Origin of the sequence: Streptomyces sp. NPDC003247 (genome assembly GCF_042888135.1) — a bacterium.
In the GTDB taxonomy this organism is placed as follows: Bacteria; Actinomycetota; Actinomycetes; order Streptomycetales; family Streptomycetaceae; genus Streptomyces.
This window is the reverse complement of sequence record NZ_JBIAPF010000019.1, coordinates 35,844-51,070: the sequence shown is the minus strand read 5'-3', so window position 1 is coordinate 51,070 and position 15,227 is coordinate 35,844. Positions and strand designations below refer to the sequence as shown.

The window sequence follows — 15,227 nt, the reverse complement described above, 5'->3', positions numbered from 1 at the left end:
CCGCGGGTCACTGGCTGACCGCCTTCCGGGCGAGGGCCGCCGCGTCGTCGTGGCCGAGGCGGCCGTCGGCGACGACGGTGACGATCCGGCGGACGGCGGTGTCGCCGGGCGGGATCGCGAGCCGTTCGGCGGAGGCGAGGGAGGAGCCGACGCCCGGGTACTCGGCGGTCCGCACGAACCAGGGGTCGCGGCGGGTGGCGTCGGTGGCGCCCGCGAAGACCAGCGTCCAGTCGGCGCCCGCGAGGGCGAGCCAGTCGGCGCGGTGGCCGTGCACCCCGGTCTCGCCCTCGGCGGCGGCGGTGAAGACGTCCGGCGCCGAGGCCTCCTTGCGGGCCCGCCAGAAGAAGCCGCCGTAGGCCGCTCCGGGCCGTCCGTTGGTGGCGGGGCTGCCGATGGTCACCGGCTCGGCGGTGACGTTGGTGAGCGAGAAGGTGAAGTCCAGCGCCCAGGCGGTGTCGGTGAGTCCGGTGGCCGCGACGGTACGGCGCTCGCGCAGCAGCTCGGCCCCGGCGGCGACCCAGCGCAGCTCCTCCACGAAGCCGTCGGGGTCGCGCAGCTGGAAGCCGGTGTGCCGCTGGGCGCCGTGGTTGTCGAGCTCGGTCGGGCCCCGGTCGCGGACGTAGGTGCGCCCGCCCCAGAAGTTGTGCCCCTCGACGTCGGGAACGGCGACACCGACGCCGAGGTGGTGGGTGTGGTCGGCGGGGCTCAGCTCGGTGACCGCCGTGCCGGCCAGGGTGGTGACGGGGTGCAGGTAGGGGCGCGGGGAGAGCCGGGCGGGCAGCTCGGGCCGGGTGACGTAGCGGCCGACCGGGCGGCCCGCGACCCGCAGGACGACCGGTGCGTCGGGTGCCGTCATCAGGTCCTCACCTCTTTCACGAGCGCGGTCGGGGACGCCCAGGCGGCGCCCAGTTCGGAGAAGAGGGCGAGGGAGTCGGCGGCGGCCGCGACCAGGCCGTCGACGCCGGGGACCACCCGGCGGTCCTCGCCGGGCAGCCGGTGCCAGGCGTCCTCGGGGAGCTGGAGCGGGTCGGGGGCGAGCCGGATCGCCTCGACGACCCGCATGAACGACTCGGTCGCGGCCGGCGGGACCAGCAGCGGAACACCGTCGGTGAGGTGGTCGACGAGGTTCTCCAGCAGGTCGGTGCGGCCGTGCTCGAACTCCTCGGGGCCGTGGCCGGCGCGCTGGAGCAGGACGCGGTCCTGCTTGTACCAGAAGGTGATCCGGCCGCGGCTGCCGTGGACGAGGACGTACGGGTCGTCCGGGTCCTCGGCGCACAGCGTGGCCGCCACGACGACCGGGCGGCCGTCGGCGGTGGTGACCCGGACGCAGGAGGTGTCGTCGGCCTCGATGGCGTTGGCGTGCGCCAGCTCGGTCTCGATGCCGGTGACGTCGTCGGCGCGGGTGGCGCCGGCCAGCGCGAGGGCGGTGGCGACGGCGTGCGCGAGCGGGTTGGTGAGGGCGCCGTCGATCACGTCGACGCCGTTCAGGCGCCGCCTGCCCGCCCAGGGCGCCCGCCGGTAGTACGACTCGGCGCGGGCCCAGGCGCCGGCCCCGCCGACCCCGGTCACCTCGCCGATCACCCCGTCGGCGATCAGCTCGCGGATCGCGGGCAGGGCGTGCGAGCCCAGCGACTGGAAGCCGATCTGGCAGGCCACGCCCGCCTCGGCGACCCCGTCGGCCATCCGGCGGAAGGCGGCGTACGACGGCGCGGGCGGCTTCTCCAGCAGCAGGTGCACGCCCCTGCGGGCCGCGGTCAGGGCCAGGTCGGTGTGGGTGGGGATCGGGGTGCAGATCACGGCGATCCGCGCGCCGGTGGAGTCGAGCAGCGCGCCGAAGTCGGCGGACTGCTCGGGCGCGCCCAGCCCCTCCGGGATCTCGTCCGGGGTGAGCGGGGTCAGCTCGCAGACGCCCGCGAGGCGGACGATGCCCTTGTCCTGGAGCCGGCGGAGGTTGTCCAGGTGCCAGCGTCCGTGGCCGCGGGCGCCCGCGAGGACGACGGGGACGGCCGGACTCCGCTGTTCGGCGGTGCTCATGACAGCCTCCCCGCGCCCGCGCCGCGGGCCACCGCGCGGTCGGCCACCGCGGCGCTGTCGACGGTGGTGTGCAGGGTGGGCGTCCAGCCGACGTCCGCGGTGAGGTCGCGCTCGCTGCCGGAGTTGTAGGCGTTGTGGATGGCGAGCAGGTCGACGGGATAGCCGTCGAAGAGGGTGCCGCTCTGGTGCAGGGCGGTGCCGTTCCAGCTCTTGACCAGGTCGGCGACCTCGATGTGGCCGGGGGCGTGGAAGGCGTTGTTCTCGGCGTACACCGCGGACTCGGTGCCGGCGCCGAGGGAGTAGCGGTGGCCGTCGGTGACCTCGTACCGGTTGTTGTAGAGGTGCACCTGGCCGAAGCGGACGCGTGGCGCGCGCTGGACCACGGACGTGAAGGCGTTGTGGTGCAGGGTCACCCGCAGCTTGCCCCGGTCGCCGGTGGCGGTGTCGCCGTTGCCGATGAGGATCGCCTTGTCGTGGTCGGCGAACCGGCTCCAGGAGACGGTGACCAGGTCGGAGCCGTTCGTGATGTCCAGCAGGCCGTCGTGGCGGAGGTAGTTGCGGCCGAAGCAGGTGGGTTCGGCGGCGTCCGGGTGGCCCTGGTCGGAGGCGGTGACGTGGTCGATCCAGACATGGGTGGCGCCGGTGAGCCAGATGTTGTCGTAGGCCGTCTTCCAGTCGCCGAGGCCGCCGGTGTTGGGCTGCCAGACGGGGAAGCAGTCGTAGGCGTCGCGCAGGTCGAGGTTGCGCACGATGACGTTGTCCGCGTTCTTGACCTGGAGGCTGGCGCCCTTGAGGACGGCCTCGGAGCCGAGGCCGACGATGGTGGTGTTGGATCCGACGGGCAGCACGATCCGCTCGGCCTGCCGGGCCGCCGACGCCTGCCGGGCCTCCTCCTGCGGGCCGGACGGCTTGGCGGAGCCCCAGGTGCGGGGGTCGTAGGCGGCCAGGTACTTCTTCGTGGTGTAGCCGTCGGTGGCGTGGTCGGCGCAGTCCAGGGGGGTGCCGTCGTCGGCGGTGTCGGCGTCGATCGTCCCCGCGATCTTGATGATCTTCGGGGTGTCGCTGCCGTGGTCGAGGGCGCGGACCAGGCCGGCCCGGTCGGTGACGGTGTACACGTGGGCGTCGTCGGCGGCGGCGCCGCCCGTGGTGCCGGTGCCGTACGAGGCCCAGCCGTCGTTCGTGGCGAGGGTGTCCCGGGAGATGTCGCGGGCCTCGGCGTGCGCGGGGACGCACAGCAGCCCGAGCAGTCCGGCGGCGACGGCGATGTGACGTGTTCTCACCCCTTCACCGCCCCCGCGCTGAAGCCGGTGATCAGCCACTTCTGGATGAAGGCGAAGACGATCACGACGGGGACGGCGGCGATGATGCCGCCCGCGGCGAGCGCGCCGAGGTCGACGCTGTCCGAGCTCATCAGGGTGTTGAGGCCGACCGGGATGGTCTGCTTGGCCTGGTTGTTCAGGAACATCAGGGCGAACAGGAAGTGGTTCCAGGAGTGGACGAAGGCGAAGGAGCCGACGGCGATCAGGCCGGGCCGCAGCAGCGGCAGGACCACGATCCGGAAGGCCGTCAGACGGTTGCAGCCGTCGACCCAGGCCGCCTCCTCCAGCGAGTACGGCACGTTCTTGATGAAGTTGCTGATCAGGATCATCGACAGCGGCAGCTGGAAGACGGTCTCCGCGATGATGACGCTGCCCAGCGAGTTGATCATCCGGAGCTCGGCGAAGATCTCGAACAGCGGGACCAGGAGCAGCGCGCCCGGGACGAACTGCGAGCAGAGCAGCGCCAGCATGAACGCCTGCTTGACCTTGAAGTCGAAACGGGCGAGCGCGTAGCCGCCGGCGAGCGCGATCACCGTCGTCATCACCAGTGTGGCCAGGCCGACGAGCAGGCTGTTCTGGAAGTAGGTGCCGAAGCTCCGCTCGGTCCACACCTTGTCGAAGTGGTCGAAGGTCATCGGCCAGGGCACGAGCGAGGTCGAGCCGGCCGGGCGCAGGGCGAAGAGCAGGATCCAGTAGAAGGGGATCAGGGTGAAGACGAGGTAGACCGACAGGGGCAGGTAGATCTGCCAGCGCGGGACCTCGTCCCAGGAGCGGTTCCTCCCGTGCGGCCGCTGCTCGGGCGCGGCGGGGGCGCTCACGGGCGGGGGCGCCACCTCGGTGGCCTCCTTGGTGATCACTTGGCCTCCCTTCCGAACTTGCTCAGCCGCAGGTAGACCATCGAGCAGAAGAGCAGGATCACGAACGCGACCGTCGTCAGGGCGGACGCGTAACCGAAGTTGTGGGCGTCGACCGAGGTGTTGGCGATGTAGAGCGGGAGGGTCGTGGTCTCGCCCGCCGGACCGCCGCCGGTCAGGGTGTAGAGCAGGTCGACGTTGTTGAACTCCCACACCGCGCGCAGCAGCGTGGACAGGATGATGGCGTCCTTCAGGTGGGGCAGCGTGATGTGCCAGAACTGCTTGAGCCGGCTCGCCCCGTCGACCTCGGCGGCCTCGTACAGGTCCTTGGAGACGGACTGGAGGTCGGCGAGGATGAGGATCGCGAAGAAGGGCACGCCGCGCCACAGGTCGGCGACGACCGCCGCCGGGAACACGGTGGAGGTGTCCGACAGCCAGCTGGTGCCGTAGGAGCCGATGCCCATGTCCGCGAGGTAACGGGTGATGCCGGTCTGGGAGTTGTAGAGCAGCACCCAGATCGCGGAGGTCAGCACGCCGGAGACGGCCCACGGGGAGAAGACCAGGGCGCGTCCCAGCGCCCGGCCCACGAAGGTCTGGTTGACGATGAGCGCCAGCGCCAGACCGAACAGCAGTTGCAGCCCGACCTCGACGACGACCCACTGGGCGCTGAAGGTCAGCGTGTCCCAGAAGACCGGGTCGTCGGTGAAGGCGTGGACGAAGTTGTCGAAGCCCGCGTAGCCGTTCCGCCACGGCTTGGTGGGGTTGTAGTTCTGCAGGCTGTAGTAGAAGACGCTGATGACCGGGTAGGCGATGAACCCGAGCATCAGCAGGGCCGCCGGGGCGATCAGCAGGTACGGCAGCCTGCGCGGCGTGGCGGAGGCACGGCGCCGCCGGGGTGGCGCGGGCGGTTTCGCCACGGCTGCGGCTTGGGCCATGACTGTTCTCCGTTCTTGGTGCGTCGTGCGTGCGTCTAGCGTGTGTGCTTTCGTGGTGCGTGCTGGCGTGATGCGTGCTGTCGTGGTGCGTGCTGGCTCGGTGCGTGCGGTGAGCTGCGTGCGGTGAGCTGCGTGCTGTCGTGCCCCGCGCCCCCACGCAGGAAGCGCTTTCTCCATGGGCAGGGGTGTGCGCGGTGGTGCTGCTCCGGCTCAGCCGGCGTACGGGTCCTGCACCATGCCCGGGCGGGCCAGGAAGGCGAAGTCGCAGCCGGTGTCGGCCTGGGTGATCTGTTCGTTGTAGAGCGCGCCGTAGCCGCGCTCGTAGCGGGTGGGCGGCGGTGTCCACCGCGCCCGGCGCCGCTCGAGTTCCTCGTCGTCCACGTTGAGCTGGAGCAGACGGGCCTCGACGTCGAGGGTGACCGAGTCCCCGGTGCGCACGAGGGCGAGGGGTCCGCCGACGTACGACTCGGGCGCCACGTGCAGCACGCACGCGCCGTAGCTGGTGCCGCTCATCCGGGCGTCGGAGATGCGGACCATGTCCCGCACGCCCTGCTTGAGCAGGTGGTCGGGGATCGGGAGCATGCCGTACTCGGGCATGCCCGGGCCGCCCTTGGGGCCGGCGTTGCGCAGCACCAGGACGCTGTCCGCGGTGATGCCGAGCGACGGGTCGTTGATGGTGCGCTGCATGGTCTTGTAGTCGTCGAAGACGACCGCGGGACCGGTGTGCTTGAGCAGGTGCGGCTCGGCGGCGATGTGCTTGATGACCGCGCCGTCCGGGCAGAGGTTGCCGCGCAGCACGGCCACCCCGCCCTCGTCCGCGACCGGGTTGTCCCGGGGCCGGATGACGTCGTCGTGGTGCACCCGCGCGCCGGCGAGCTGCTCGCGCAGGGTGTCGTGGGCGACCGTCGGCCGGTCGAGGTGGAGCAGGTCCGGGATCCGGGAGAGGAAGCCTGGCAGACCGCCGGCGAAGTGGAAGTCCTCCATGAGGTACGTCCGGCCGCCGGGGCGGACGTTGGCGAGGACGGGGACGGTGCGGGCGATGCGGTCGAAGTCGTCGAGGGTGAGCTCGACGCCGGCCCGGCCCGCCATGGCGATCAGGTGGATCACCGCGTTGGTGGAGCCGCCGAGGCCGAGCACGGTGGTGACGGCGTCCTCGAAGGCGTCGCGGGTGAGGATCTCGCTCAGCTTGCGGTCCCGGTGGACCAGTTCGACGGCGGCCAGACCGGCCCGGGCGGCCATCCGGTCGTGCCCGGAGTCGACGGCCGGGATGCTGGACGCCCCCGGGACGGTCACGCCGAGGGCTTCCGCGGCGGCCGTGAGCGTGGACGCCGTCCCCATCGTCATGCAGTGGCCGGGCGAGCGGGCGAGGCCGTTCTCCAGTTCGGCCATCTCGCAGTCGCCGATGAGCCCGGCCCGCTTGTCGTCCCAGTACTTCCACATGTCGGTGCCGGAACCGAGGACCTCGTTGCGCCAGTGGCCCGGCAGCATGGGCCCGGCCGGCACGAAGACGGCCGGCAGGTCGGCGCTCGCCGCCCCCATGAGCAGGGCGGGGGTCGTCTTGTCGCAGCCGCCCATCAGGACCGCCCCGTCGACCGGGTACGAGCGCAGGAGTTCCTCGGTCTCCATGGCGAGCAGGTTGCGGTAGAGCATCGGGGTCGGCTTCTGGAAGGTCTCGCTCAGGGTGGCGACCGGGAACTCCAGCGGGAAGCCGCCCGCCTGCCACACCCCCCGCTTCACGGCCTGGGCGCGGTCGCGCAGGTGGACGTGGCAGGGGTTGATGTCGGACCAGGTGTTGAGGATCGCGATGACGGGCTTGCCGAGGTGCTCCTCGGGCAGGTAGCCGAGCTGGCGGGTGCGGGCCCGGTGGCTGAAGGACCGCAGCCCCTCGGTGCCGTACCACTGGTGGCTGCGGAGCTCTTCGGGGCGCTTGCGCTGCGGCTCGGTCATATGGACCACCCGGCGGCGATGGCGGCGACCTCGGCGCGCTCGTCCTCCGGCAGCGGCCGGCTGGGCGGGCGGACGTCACGGCGGCACAGCCCGAGGGAGGCGAGGGCCTCCTTGACGACGGTGACGTTGTTGGCGGAGCCGTTGGCGGCGCGCAGTTCCTCGAAGCGGCGGATCTGCTCCCAGACCTTCATCGCGGCCGGGTAGTCGCCGGATCGAAGCGCTTCGATCATGTTCAGCGAAACGGCCGGGGCGACGTTCACCAGGCCGGAGGTGAAGCCGGTGGCGCCCGCGGAGAAGTAGGAGGGGGCGTACGGCTCGGCGAGGCCCGCGACCCAGACGAACCGTTCCAGCCCGGCGTCGCGTGCGAAGGCGGCGAAGCGGGCGGCGTCCGGCACGGCGTACTTCACGCCGATCACGTTCGGGCAGGCGTCGGCGAGTTCGGCGAGGCGGACGCCGGCGAGCTGCGCGTTGCGGATGTAGGGGACCACGCCCAGTTCGGGCACGGCCTCGGCGACGGCGCGGTGGTAGTCGACCCAGCCGCTCTGCGAGACGTAGGGGTGGACGGGCTGGTGGACCATCACCATCTGGGCGCCCAGCTCGCGGGCGTGCCGGGCGGAGGCGACGGCGGTGGGCACGTCGTGGCCGACCCCCACCAGGATCACGGCCCGGTCGCCGGCCTCGTCCACGGTCAGCTCGGTGACCGTGCGGCGCTCCTCGGGGGTGAGGGCGTAGAACTCGCCGGTGTTGCCGTTGGGCGTGAGGGTGGTGACCCCGCCGTCGAGCAGCCGGCGCAGCAGGGCCCGGTGGACGTCCCGGTCGACGGAGCCGTCCTCGGCGAACGGGGTCACCGGGATGGCCACCACATCGGCCAGGGCCGCACGTTGGGTCTCGAACGCCACGCTGCTCATTCCTGACCTTCCTCTGCCTGGGCCGCTGCCTGGGCCTCGGGGAACGCTCGCTGTACGAACGACGCGATGTGGGCGTGCAGGGCGCGGGCCGCGCCGTCGGCGTCGCCGTCCAGGGCGAGCCGCAGGATCTCGCGGTGCTCGCCGGCCTCCCGCTCCCAGGAGGGCGAGGCCGCCCAGGCGACGGCGGAGACCAGGGCCGCCTGGTCGCGGACCTCGTCGAGCAGCCGGCCGAGCAGCGGGTTGCCGCACGGCAGGTAGAGGGCCCGGTGGAACTCCCGGTTGGCCAGCGACCGTTCGGCGGTGTCGGTGGCCTGGTCGGCCCTGGTCAGCGCCTCGCGTGCGGCGTCCAGGGAGGCACCGCGCCGCACCGCGCGCCCCAGCGCCTCGGGTTCCAGGAGCAGCCGCACGTCGTAGACCTCGCGCGCCATGTCCGCGTCCACCATGCGCACCGTGACGCCCTTGTACTGGCTCATCACGACCAGTCCGGTGCCGGCGAGCGTCTTGAGCGCCTCGCGCACGGGGGTCTTGGACACCCCGAACTGTGCGGCGAGCTCGGTCTCGACCAGCGCCTGGCCGGGCGTCAGCTGCCCGGTGAGGATGCGGCGTTTGATCTCCTCCAGCACGTACTGCGTGCGGGACGGGATCGGCGTGGGCACAGAGGTCATGCGCGCCTCTCGGATGTCGCGTATCTGATGTCGCGTATCTGATCTCGCGTATCGCGTCTCATATATGACGTACGAAGTACGACGCGTCGAAACTAGGAGGGGCCCTGTGTTTCGTCAATGCTTCTGACAGAGGAAGTTGCGGTTGCGCCGGAACCGGGCCGGGCGGGCGTCAGAGGGAGAAGGTGGCGCCCTCGACCGCCGCCCTGGTCGGGCCGCCGAACGCGGCACCGGCCCGCGCGGTGGCGGACTCCCTGGTCAGCGTGGGTCCGACATGGGTGACGGCCAGCTCCCGCACCCCGGCGGCACGGACGGCGTCCCCGGCGTCCTCCGGCGTCAGATGGACCTGTTCGCCCTCGCGATGCCGGTCGATGTCCGCCTCGCACAGGAACAGGTCGGCGCCCGAGGCGAGTTCGGTGAGCGCGGCGCACGGCCCGCTGTCCCCCGAGCAGGCGAGGACGCTGCCCTGGCACTCGGCGCGCAGCCCGTACGCCTCGGTGTCGTGCGCCACCGCGTGCGAGGTGAGCCGGAGGCTCCAGTGCCGGATGGCATGGCCGTCGTGCAGCGGCCGGAAGTCGAGCACGCCGCTCAGGAACCGCACGTCCGGGTGCCCGAGGAACACGGCGACCCGCCGGGCGCAGTCCCGCGGGGCGTACACCGGGACGGGCGCCGGCGGGGTGAGGCCGCCGAAGGCGAGGGCGTAGGCGGCGGCCAGGAGATCGGCGGTGGGGGCACCACCCGGTCGAGCACAGCCGGGACTGGGGGAGGTCGGCGTGCAGATGGGAGATCCAGATCGCGGTGAGCCGCCGCGGATCCGTGTGCCGCTACAACTCGGCGAACGTCCCTGTCCCCGCGTCCACCCACACCTCGGCGCCCCCGCCCCGCAGCAGGTAACCGGAGCAGGGGCGGCCGGGCCCGGGATGCGGGGAGGCGGTGCCGAGGACGGTGAGGCTGAGGGGCATGGTGAGGAGGGTACGTTTCGGTGTGGCCCGACCGCGCCCGTTCCACCGGGTCTACGGCTCGCCGGGAGGACCGTCCGTCCCGGCCGGCCGCCGTCGTAGGCGGATCTACGACGGCCGGCGTACTGGCGTACTGCTGACGACCGGCCTACTCCTACGGCGTCCAGCCGGGATCGCGCCCGCTGAGGCCCACCGCCCGGTCGAGCAGCGGGGCGTCGTCCGGTACCGGCACCACCGGGCCGAACAGGCCACCGCCCCGGTCCGTCTCCTCCGCGGCCGCCAGCAGGAAGGCGTACGACACGCGCAGCGCGGCCGGGTCGGGCCGGTACGCCTGGCCGGTGGCGCGCGCCAGGTCCCAGCCGTGGACGACCAGCTCGTCCGCGGCGACCGCGCCCGCTGCCGCGCCGGGCAGGTCGACGCCGCCCGCGCGGGTCGCGCCGGTCCAGGCGGCGGGGTCGCGCCAGACGGCGGCGAGTTCGTCGAGCACGCGGGGCAGTTCCTCGCGCCAGCCGGGCCCGATGTCCGGTACGGCGGCCGTCGGGTCGGTGTCCGTCGTCGGGCCCAGCTCCTTGCGGCCGGCGTCGCGGAAGGCGACGGCCAGACCGGTCAGATGCCCGAGCAGGTTGCGGACCGCGTGGCCGGGGCAGGGCGTCCGGTCCGCGAGCCGGTCGTCCGGCACGCCCGCCGCGAGGCGGGCCACGATCCGGGCCTGCGGTCCGAGGTCGAGGGTGGCCGGTGTGTCGGTGGTCATGGCTGCTCCTCCAGGTGGTGTGCCCCGAGAGGGGTCGTGTCCCCCGAGAGGGTGGACCGGCCGCACCGCACGAACTCATCGCGAACCGGGCAACCAGCCGTATCGCGCGCGGGGCCTCCGTGTCCTCCGTGTCCTCCGTGTCCTCCGTGTCCTCCGTGTCCTCCGTCCCCCCTGCCCCACCCGCACCACCCCGCCCCACCCGGCCACCACCCGCCCCGGCCCCGGTGGGCCGGCTGGCCGGCCCGGCCGTGGGGGTGGCGCCGGTCGAGACGGCCGACCGGACGCCTGCTGTCGGCCGCCGTGGGCACGGCACAGCGAAGGCGTGGCACGGCCGCGGGCGCAGGGCGCGGCACGGCGTGAGCGGGGCACGGCGTGAGCGCGGTACGGCGTGAGCGCAGCACGGCGTGAGCGGGGCACGGCCGTGGGCGCGGCACGGCCGTGGGCGCGGCACAGCCCGCGGCCGCCGGATCAGAGCGCGCCGAGCCCCCGGTGGACGGCCTCCAGGTCGTCGTCCGACGCCAGTCCGGCGTGGTAGAGCCGGAGCTCCGTGGCGCCCAGTTCCCGCGCGCGGGCCGCGTCCGCCGCGAGGGTGCCGGGGCTGCCGCCCATGCCGGCGACGACGGTGAGGTTGGCGGCGATCACGGCGCCCTCGCGGTTCTGCTCGGCGAAGGGCGCGAGCAGGCCGGGGCCGCCCGCGCAGGGCACGACCACGCCGTCCGCGACGGACAGGATGTGCGCCGGGTCGACGCCCGCGTTGGCGCCGACGTGGTAGGCCACGGGGTCGGCGTGCAGGAGGACCTGGAAGCCCTCCGGGGCCGCCGTACGGACGGCGGCGACCGCGGCCTCCTGGAGGGTGCGGGCGGTGTCGTCGCGCCACGCGCGCGTGGCGGCGGCCGTGTCCTCCCCGAGGAGCTTCTCGACGTCCGCCCACCCTCCCCCGGGCTCGGCTCCGCCCGAAGGGGCGGTGCCACCGCCCTCGGGCGCCCCCCGCCACAGCGGCTCCAGCGCGGCCCGTACGGCCGCCGCCAGTTCGTCCGCGTCCAGGCCCCGCGCGCCGTAGCCCTCCCGGCAGGCCGGGCAGAAGCAGAGCGCCATCAGGTAGTGCCCGGCGTCCCCGAGTCCGACCCCGCCGGTCTTGTCGTGGGCGTGCAGGTGCTGGAAGCCGTACCAGCCGAGGGACTCCAGCTCGGTTCCGGCCGCGCCAGGCCGTACCGCGGCCTCAGCGGCCAGGTCGACGAGGTACGCGCGCGTGGCGGGCTGCGCGATGCAGGGCGCCCACGGGTAGCGGTCGCCGTAGGCGTTGACGACCGAGGTGTCCGGATGCTCGGCGCCCAGGCGGGAGTTGTGCGCGAGGACGACCCAGCTGTGCACCTCCAGACCGGCGCGCGCGAGCGCGTCGGCAGCCTCCCCGTAGGCGTCGCCGGGGGCCCAGTCGCCGGCCGGGTACGGGCGCAGCGCGCGGCCGGTCCAGCGGCCGGGGTCGCCGGGGTACAGCACGGCCGCGTGCTCGGCGGTGACGACGCGGTGGCGGGGGTGGCGGGGGGTGAGGGCGCGGGTGGAGTGGTAGGCGGCGGCGAGCGTCACCTGGTCCACGCCGAGCGCGGCGATGCGGTCCGGTGCCCCGGGGTCCCCGTTGACGTCCCAGGGGTAGACGAATGTCGACGCCTTCACTCAGTCCTCCGTCGTGTCCCGCGCGAGCAGCGCGTATCCGCGCTCGATCAGCTGAGCGAGCTGCTTGAGATGATCCTCGCCCGGCTCGTGCAGCGGGGGGCGGACTTCGCCGACGTCGAGGCCGCGCAGCCGTACGCCGGCCTTGACGAGGGAGACGGCGTAGCCGCGGCCGCGGGCGCGCAGTTCGACGAACGGCCGGTAGAAGCCGTCCAGCAGGCGGTGCGCGGTGGCCCGGTCGCCGGTGGTGAGCGCCCGGTGGAAGGCGAGGGCGATCTCGGGGGCGAAGCAGAAGACGGCGGACGAGTAGAGGGTGACGCCGATGGCGTCGTAGGCGAGCTGGGTCTGCTCGGCGGTCGGCAGTCCGTTGAAGTAGAGGAAGTCGCCGGGGACCTCGGTGCGGACGGCGCTGACGATGCGCTGCATGAGGTCCAGGTCGCCGAGCCCGTCCTTCAGCCCGACGACGCCCTCGGTGCGGGCCAGCCCGACGACGGTCTCCGGGGTGAAGACCGCGTTGTCCCGCTGGTAGACGATCACCGGCAGGGGGGTGGCGGCCGCGATCTCCCGGTAGTGGCGCAGCAGTCCCTCCTGGCCGGCGACGACGAGGTACGGCGGCATCGCGAGCAGCCCGTCCGCGCCCGCGTCGTGCGCGAGCCGCGCGTACCGCACCGCGAGGGCGGTCCCGTAGCCGGCGCCCGCGACGACCGGCACCCGGCCGCCGGTCTCCGCCACGGCCGCCCGCACGCACCGCTCGAACTCCTCCGGCGACAGGGCGTGGAACTCCCCCGTGCCGCAGCACGCGAAGACGGCCGCCGCACCGGCCTCCACGCCGGCGCGGACGTGCGCGCGGTAGGTGTCGAGGTCGACGGAGCCGTCGGACCCGAAGGCGGTGACGGGGAAGAACAGCGGTCCGCTGGGGACGCGCAGGCGTGCGGCGAGCGGGGCTGGCGTCACGGGCTCTCCCTAGGACGACGCGTGCATTCTTATGATTGGTGTCCACATTTCTGAACACGGTCACCCTAAGGAGCCGTTTCCGGCCCGGTCAAGCGCACGGACGGCAGGTGAGGGGTGAAGTACGCGCTTTCGCCCCCCACTTGACGGGGCGCGCGCGAGATCCTTAGCGTGTCCACGAATGTGAATGAGGTCCATGCATACGGCCGCCGGGTCGCTCGTCCGCCGCCCCGCCGATCCAAGGAGACCCGAGGATGCCCGCTCCGCGCACCGTCCTGCTCACCGGCGCCGCAGGCGGCCTCGGCACCCTGATGCGGGACCTGCTGCCCGACTACGGCTACGAGCTGCGCCTGCTCGACCTGCGCCCCGTCGAGGGCGAACCGGACGCCATCGTCGCGGACCTCGCCGACAAGGACGCCGTACGGGAGGCCGTACGGGGCGTCGACGCGATCATGCACCTCGCGGGCATCTCCCTGGAAGCCCCCTTCGAGAAGATCCTCAAGGCGAACATCGAGGGGACGTACAACGTCTACGAGGCCGCCCGCGAGGAGGGCGTCGGCCGGATCGTCTTCGCCTCCTCCAACCACGCGGTCGGCTTCACCCCCCGCCCGCGGGGCGACGACCCGCTGATCCCCATCGGCACCCCGCGCCGCCCGGACACCTTCTACGGCCTGTCCAAGTCCTTCGGCGAGGACCTCGCCCAGTTCTACTGGGACAAGCACGGCCTGGAGACCGTGTCGGTGCGCATCGGCTCCTGCTTCCCCGAGCCGACCAGCGTGCGCATGCTGTCGGTGTGGATGAGCCCCGCCGACGGCGCCCGCCTGTTCCACGCGGCGCTGACCGCCGAGAACGTCGGCCACACCGTCGTCCACGGCTCGTCCGCCAACACCCGCCTGTGGTGGGACCTCACCAGCGCGCGGGCCCTCGGCTACGAGCCGCAGGACGACTCCGAGCCCTACGCCGAGAAGCTCATCGCCGAGCAGGGCGAACTGGACCCGGACAACGTCGCGCACGCCTACCTGGGCGGACACTTCGTCAACGACCCACCGATCTGGCCGTACTGACGCCGCGGGAACGGCACCGGCACGCCAACTGAACGGCGCCGGCACGGCACCGGCACGGCGGAAAACCATCGTTCGCGGGAGCGGGCGGGCACCGAACGGGCCCGCCCGCCGCCGCGTTCGGGCATCCGCGCCGCCCGGTCCCACGCCCCGCGCCGCGGCCGCGCAGGTCCGCGGCGGGCACCGCCCCCGCGGAACGGGCACGAACGGGCGGCATCGGGCCCGGAACAGACCTGGTCAGTGCCGCGACCCCGCTGTACAACTTCCCCCATGGGCCGCACCGGGCCCGAACGGGCAGGGGAGAGCGAGGTGTCGGGATGACCGCGAGGACGGCGGAGGAGCGCCAGCGGGAGATCGTACGGGTCGCGCGCGCCACCGGATCGGTCGACGTCACCGCGCTCGCCGCCCGGCTGGGCGTGGCCAAGGAGACCGTACGGCGGGATCTGCGCGCCCTGGAGGACCACGGTCTGGTGCGCCGCACGCACGGCGGCGCCTACCCCGTGGAGAGCGCCGGCTTCGAGACGACCCTCGCCTTCCGCGCCACCAGCCACGTGCCCGAGAAACGCCGGATCGCCGCCGCCGCGGCGGGGCTCCTCGGCGACGCCGAGACGGTCTTCGTCGACGAGGGCTTCACCCCGCAGCTCATCGCCGAGGCACTGCCCCGGGACCGGCCGCTCACGGTGGTCACCGCGTCCCTGCCGGTCGCCGGAGCCCTCGCCGAGGCCGGCACCGTCTCCGTCCTGCTGCTCGGCGGCCGGGTCCGGGCCGGCACCCTGGCGACCGTCGACCACTGGACGACGAAGATGCTGGCCGGCTTCGTCATCGACCTCGCGTACATCGGCGCCAACGGCATCACCCGCGACCACGGACTGACCACGCCCGACCCGGCCGTCGGCGAGGTCAAGGCACAGGCCGTGCGGGCGGCGCGCCGCACGGTGTTCGCGGGCGTGCACACCAAGTTCGGCGCGGTCAGCTTCTGCCGGTTCGCCGAGGTCGGCACCTTGGAGGCGATCGTGACGAGCACCCTGCTGCCGGCCTCGGAGGCCCACCGCTACTCGCTGCTGGGGCCCCAGGTCCTCAGGGTCTGAGGAACCCGCCCACCGGCCCCGCCCACCGGCCCTACCCAACGGCCCAGCCCACCAGCCCCACCCACCGGCCTCACCCCCCGCCCGTCCCGG

At 73.4% G+C, this 15,227-nt stretch carries 13 protein-coding genes and 1 pseudogene; 2 read left to right on the top strand and 12 right to left on the bottom strand.

Annotated features, from left to right (window positions below; translation table 11 throughout):
* Positions 1–7 precede the first annotated feature (7 nt).
* The 12 genes and pseudogenes from ACFYWQ_RS39870 to ACFYWQ_RS39815 form a co-directional block, all read right to left on the bottom strand.
* The gene (locus tag ACFYWQ_RS39870) at positions 8–856 is read right to left on the bottom strand and encodes a PmoA family protein (RefSeq protein WP_389524521.1); all 849 of its coding nucleotides are present in this window, start codon (positions 854–856) and stop codon (positions 8–10) included.
* Positions 856–2,034, bottom strand: a complete 1,179-nt coding sequence (locus ACFYWQ_RS39865) for a Gfo/Idh/MocA family protein (protein WP_389524519.1) — start codon at positions 2,032–2,034, stop codon at positions 856–858. Before ACFYWQ_RS39865 ends, ACFYWQ_RS39870 begins: the two co-directional genes overlap by 1 nt.
* Entirely contained in the window at positions 2,031–3,314 is a 1,284-nt protein-coding gene (locus tag ACFYWQ_RS39860; protein ID WP_389524517.1) for a polysaccharide lyase family 1 protein, read from the bottom strand. Before ACFYWQ_RS39860 ends, ACFYWQ_RS39865 begins: the two co-directional genes overlap by 4 nt.
* A complete protein-coding gene (locus ACFYWQ_RS39855; protein ID WP_389524514.1) occupies positions 3,311–4,210 on the bottom strand; it encodes a carbohydrate ABC transporter permease in 900 nt (299 codons plus the stop codon). The genes ACFYWQ_RS39860 and ACFYWQ_RS39855 overlap by 4 nt, the downstream gene beginning before the upstream one ends.
* Entirely contained in the window at positions 4,207–5,142 is a 936-nt protein-coding gene (locus ACFYWQ_RS39850) for a carbohydrate ABC transporter permease (RefSeq protein ID WP_389524511.1), read from the bottom strand. Before ACFYWQ_RS39850 ends, ACFYWQ_RS39855 begins: the two co-directional genes overlap by 4 nt.
* Before the next feature lie 210 nt (positions 5,143–5,352).
* Positions 5,353–7,089: an L-arabinonate dehydratase gene (araD, locus tag ACFYWQ_RS39845; protein WP_389524508.1), complete on the bottom strand. Its 1,737-nt coding sequence runs from the start codon at positions 7,087–7,089 to the stop codon at positions 5,353–5,355.
* Positions 7,086–7,997, bottom strand: a complete 912-nt coding sequence (locus ACFYWQ_RS39840; protein WP_389524505.1) for a dihydrodipicolinate synthase family protein — start codon at positions 7,995–7,997, stop codon at positions 7,086–7,088. Before ACFYWQ_RS39840 ends, araD begins: the two co-directional genes overlap by 4 nt.
* The gene (locus tag ACFYWQ_RS39835) at positions 7,994–8,662 is read right to left on the bottom strand and encodes a GntR family transcriptional regulator (protein WP_389524503.1); all 669 of its coding nucleotides are present in this window, start codon (positions 8,660–8,662) and stop codon (positions 7,994–7,996) included. Before ACFYWQ_RS39835 ends, ACFYWQ_RS39840 begins: the two co-directional genes overlap by 4 nt.
* Before the next feature lie 169 nt (positions 8,663–8,831).
* Positions 8,832–9,621: pseudogene (locus tag ACFYWQ_RS39830) on the bottom strand (MBL fold metallo-hydrolase).
* Positions 9,622–9,772: 151 nt separating this feature from the next.
* Positions 9,773–10,369, bottom strand: a complete 597-nt coding sequence (locus ACFYWQ_RS39825) for a TIGR03086 family metal-binding protein (RefSeq protein ID WP_389524500.1) — start codon at positions 10,367–10,369, stop codon at positions 9,773–9,775.
* 468 nt (positions 10,370–10,837) lie between these two features.
* A complete protein-coding gene (locus tag ACFYWQ_RS39820) occupies positions 10,838–12,040 on the bottom strand; it encodes a hypothetical protein (RefSeq protein WP_389524498.1) in 1,203 nt (400 codons plus the stop codon).
* Positions 12,041–12,991: a 5-dehydro-4-deoxyglucarate dehydratase gene (locus ACFYWQ_RS39815; RefSeq protein ID WP_389524495.1), complete on the bottom strand. Its 951-nt coding sequence runs from the start codon at positions 12,989–12,991 to the stop codon at positions 12,041–12,043.
* 251 nt (positions 12,992–13,242) lie between these two features.
* Between ACFYWQ_RS39815 and ACFYWQ_RS39810 the strand changes: the two genes are divergently transcribed.
* Positions 13,243–14,052: an NAD-dependent epimerase/dehydratase family protein gene (locus ACFYWQ_RS39810; RefSeq protein WP_389524492.1), complete on the top strand. Its 810-nt coding sequence runs from the start codon at positions 13,243–13,245 to the stop codon at positions 14,050–14,052.
* A gap of 314 nt (positions 14,053–14,366) precedes the next feature.
* Positions 14,367–15,137 (top strand): DeoR/GlpR family DNA-binding transcription regulator, encoded by a 771-nt coding sequence (locus ACFYWQ_RS39805; RefSeq protein WP_389524490.1) that lies wholly within the window; start codon positions 14,367–14,369, stop codon positions 15,135–15,137.
* Positions 15,138–15,227 lie beyond the last annotated feature (90 nt).

What these genes read in the sequence shown, in the direction of transcription:
- ACFYWQ_RS39870 (WP_389524521.1), bottom strand. Translation starts at nt 856, where the DNA reads ATGACGGCACCCGACGCACCGGTCGTCCTGCGGGTCGCGGGCCGCCCG.
- ACFYWQ_RS39865 (WP_389524519.1), bottom strand. Translation starts at nt 2,034, where the DNA reads ATGAGCACCGCCGAACAGCGGAGTCCGGCCGTCCCCGTCGTCCTCGCG.
- ACFYWQ_RS39850 (WP_389524511.1), bottom strand. Translation starts at nt 5,142, where the DNA reads ATGGCCCAAGCCGCAGCCGTGGCGAAACCGCCCGCGCCACCCCGGCGG.
- araD (WP_389524508.1), bottom strand. Translation starts at nt 7,089, where the DNA reads ATGACCGAGCCGCAGCGCAAGCGCCCCGAAGAGCTCCGCAGCCACCAG.
- ACFYWQ_RS39840 (WP_389524505.1), bottom strand. Translation starts at nt 7,997, where the DNA reads ATGAGCAGCGTGGCGTTCGAGACCCAACGTGCGGCCCTGGCCGATGTG.
- ACFYWQ_RS39835 (WP_389524503.1), bottom strand. Translation starts at nt 8,662, where the DNA reads ATGACCTCTGTGCCCACGCCGATCCCGTCCCGCACGCAGTACGTGCTG.
- ACFYWQ_RS39825 (WP_389524500.1), bottom strand. Translation starts at nt 10,369, where the DNA reads ATGACCACCGACACACCGGCCACCCTCGACCTCGGACCGCAGGCCCGG.
- ACFYWQ_RS39810 (WP_389524492.1), top strand. Translation starts at nt 13,243, where the DNA reads ATGCCCGCTCCGCGCACCGTCCTGCTCACCGGCGCCGCAGGCGGCCTC.
- ACFYWQ_RS39805 (WP_389524490.1), top strand. Translation starts at nt 14,367, where the DNA reads ATGACCGCGAGGACGGCGGAGGAGCGCCAGCGGGAGATCGTACGGGTC.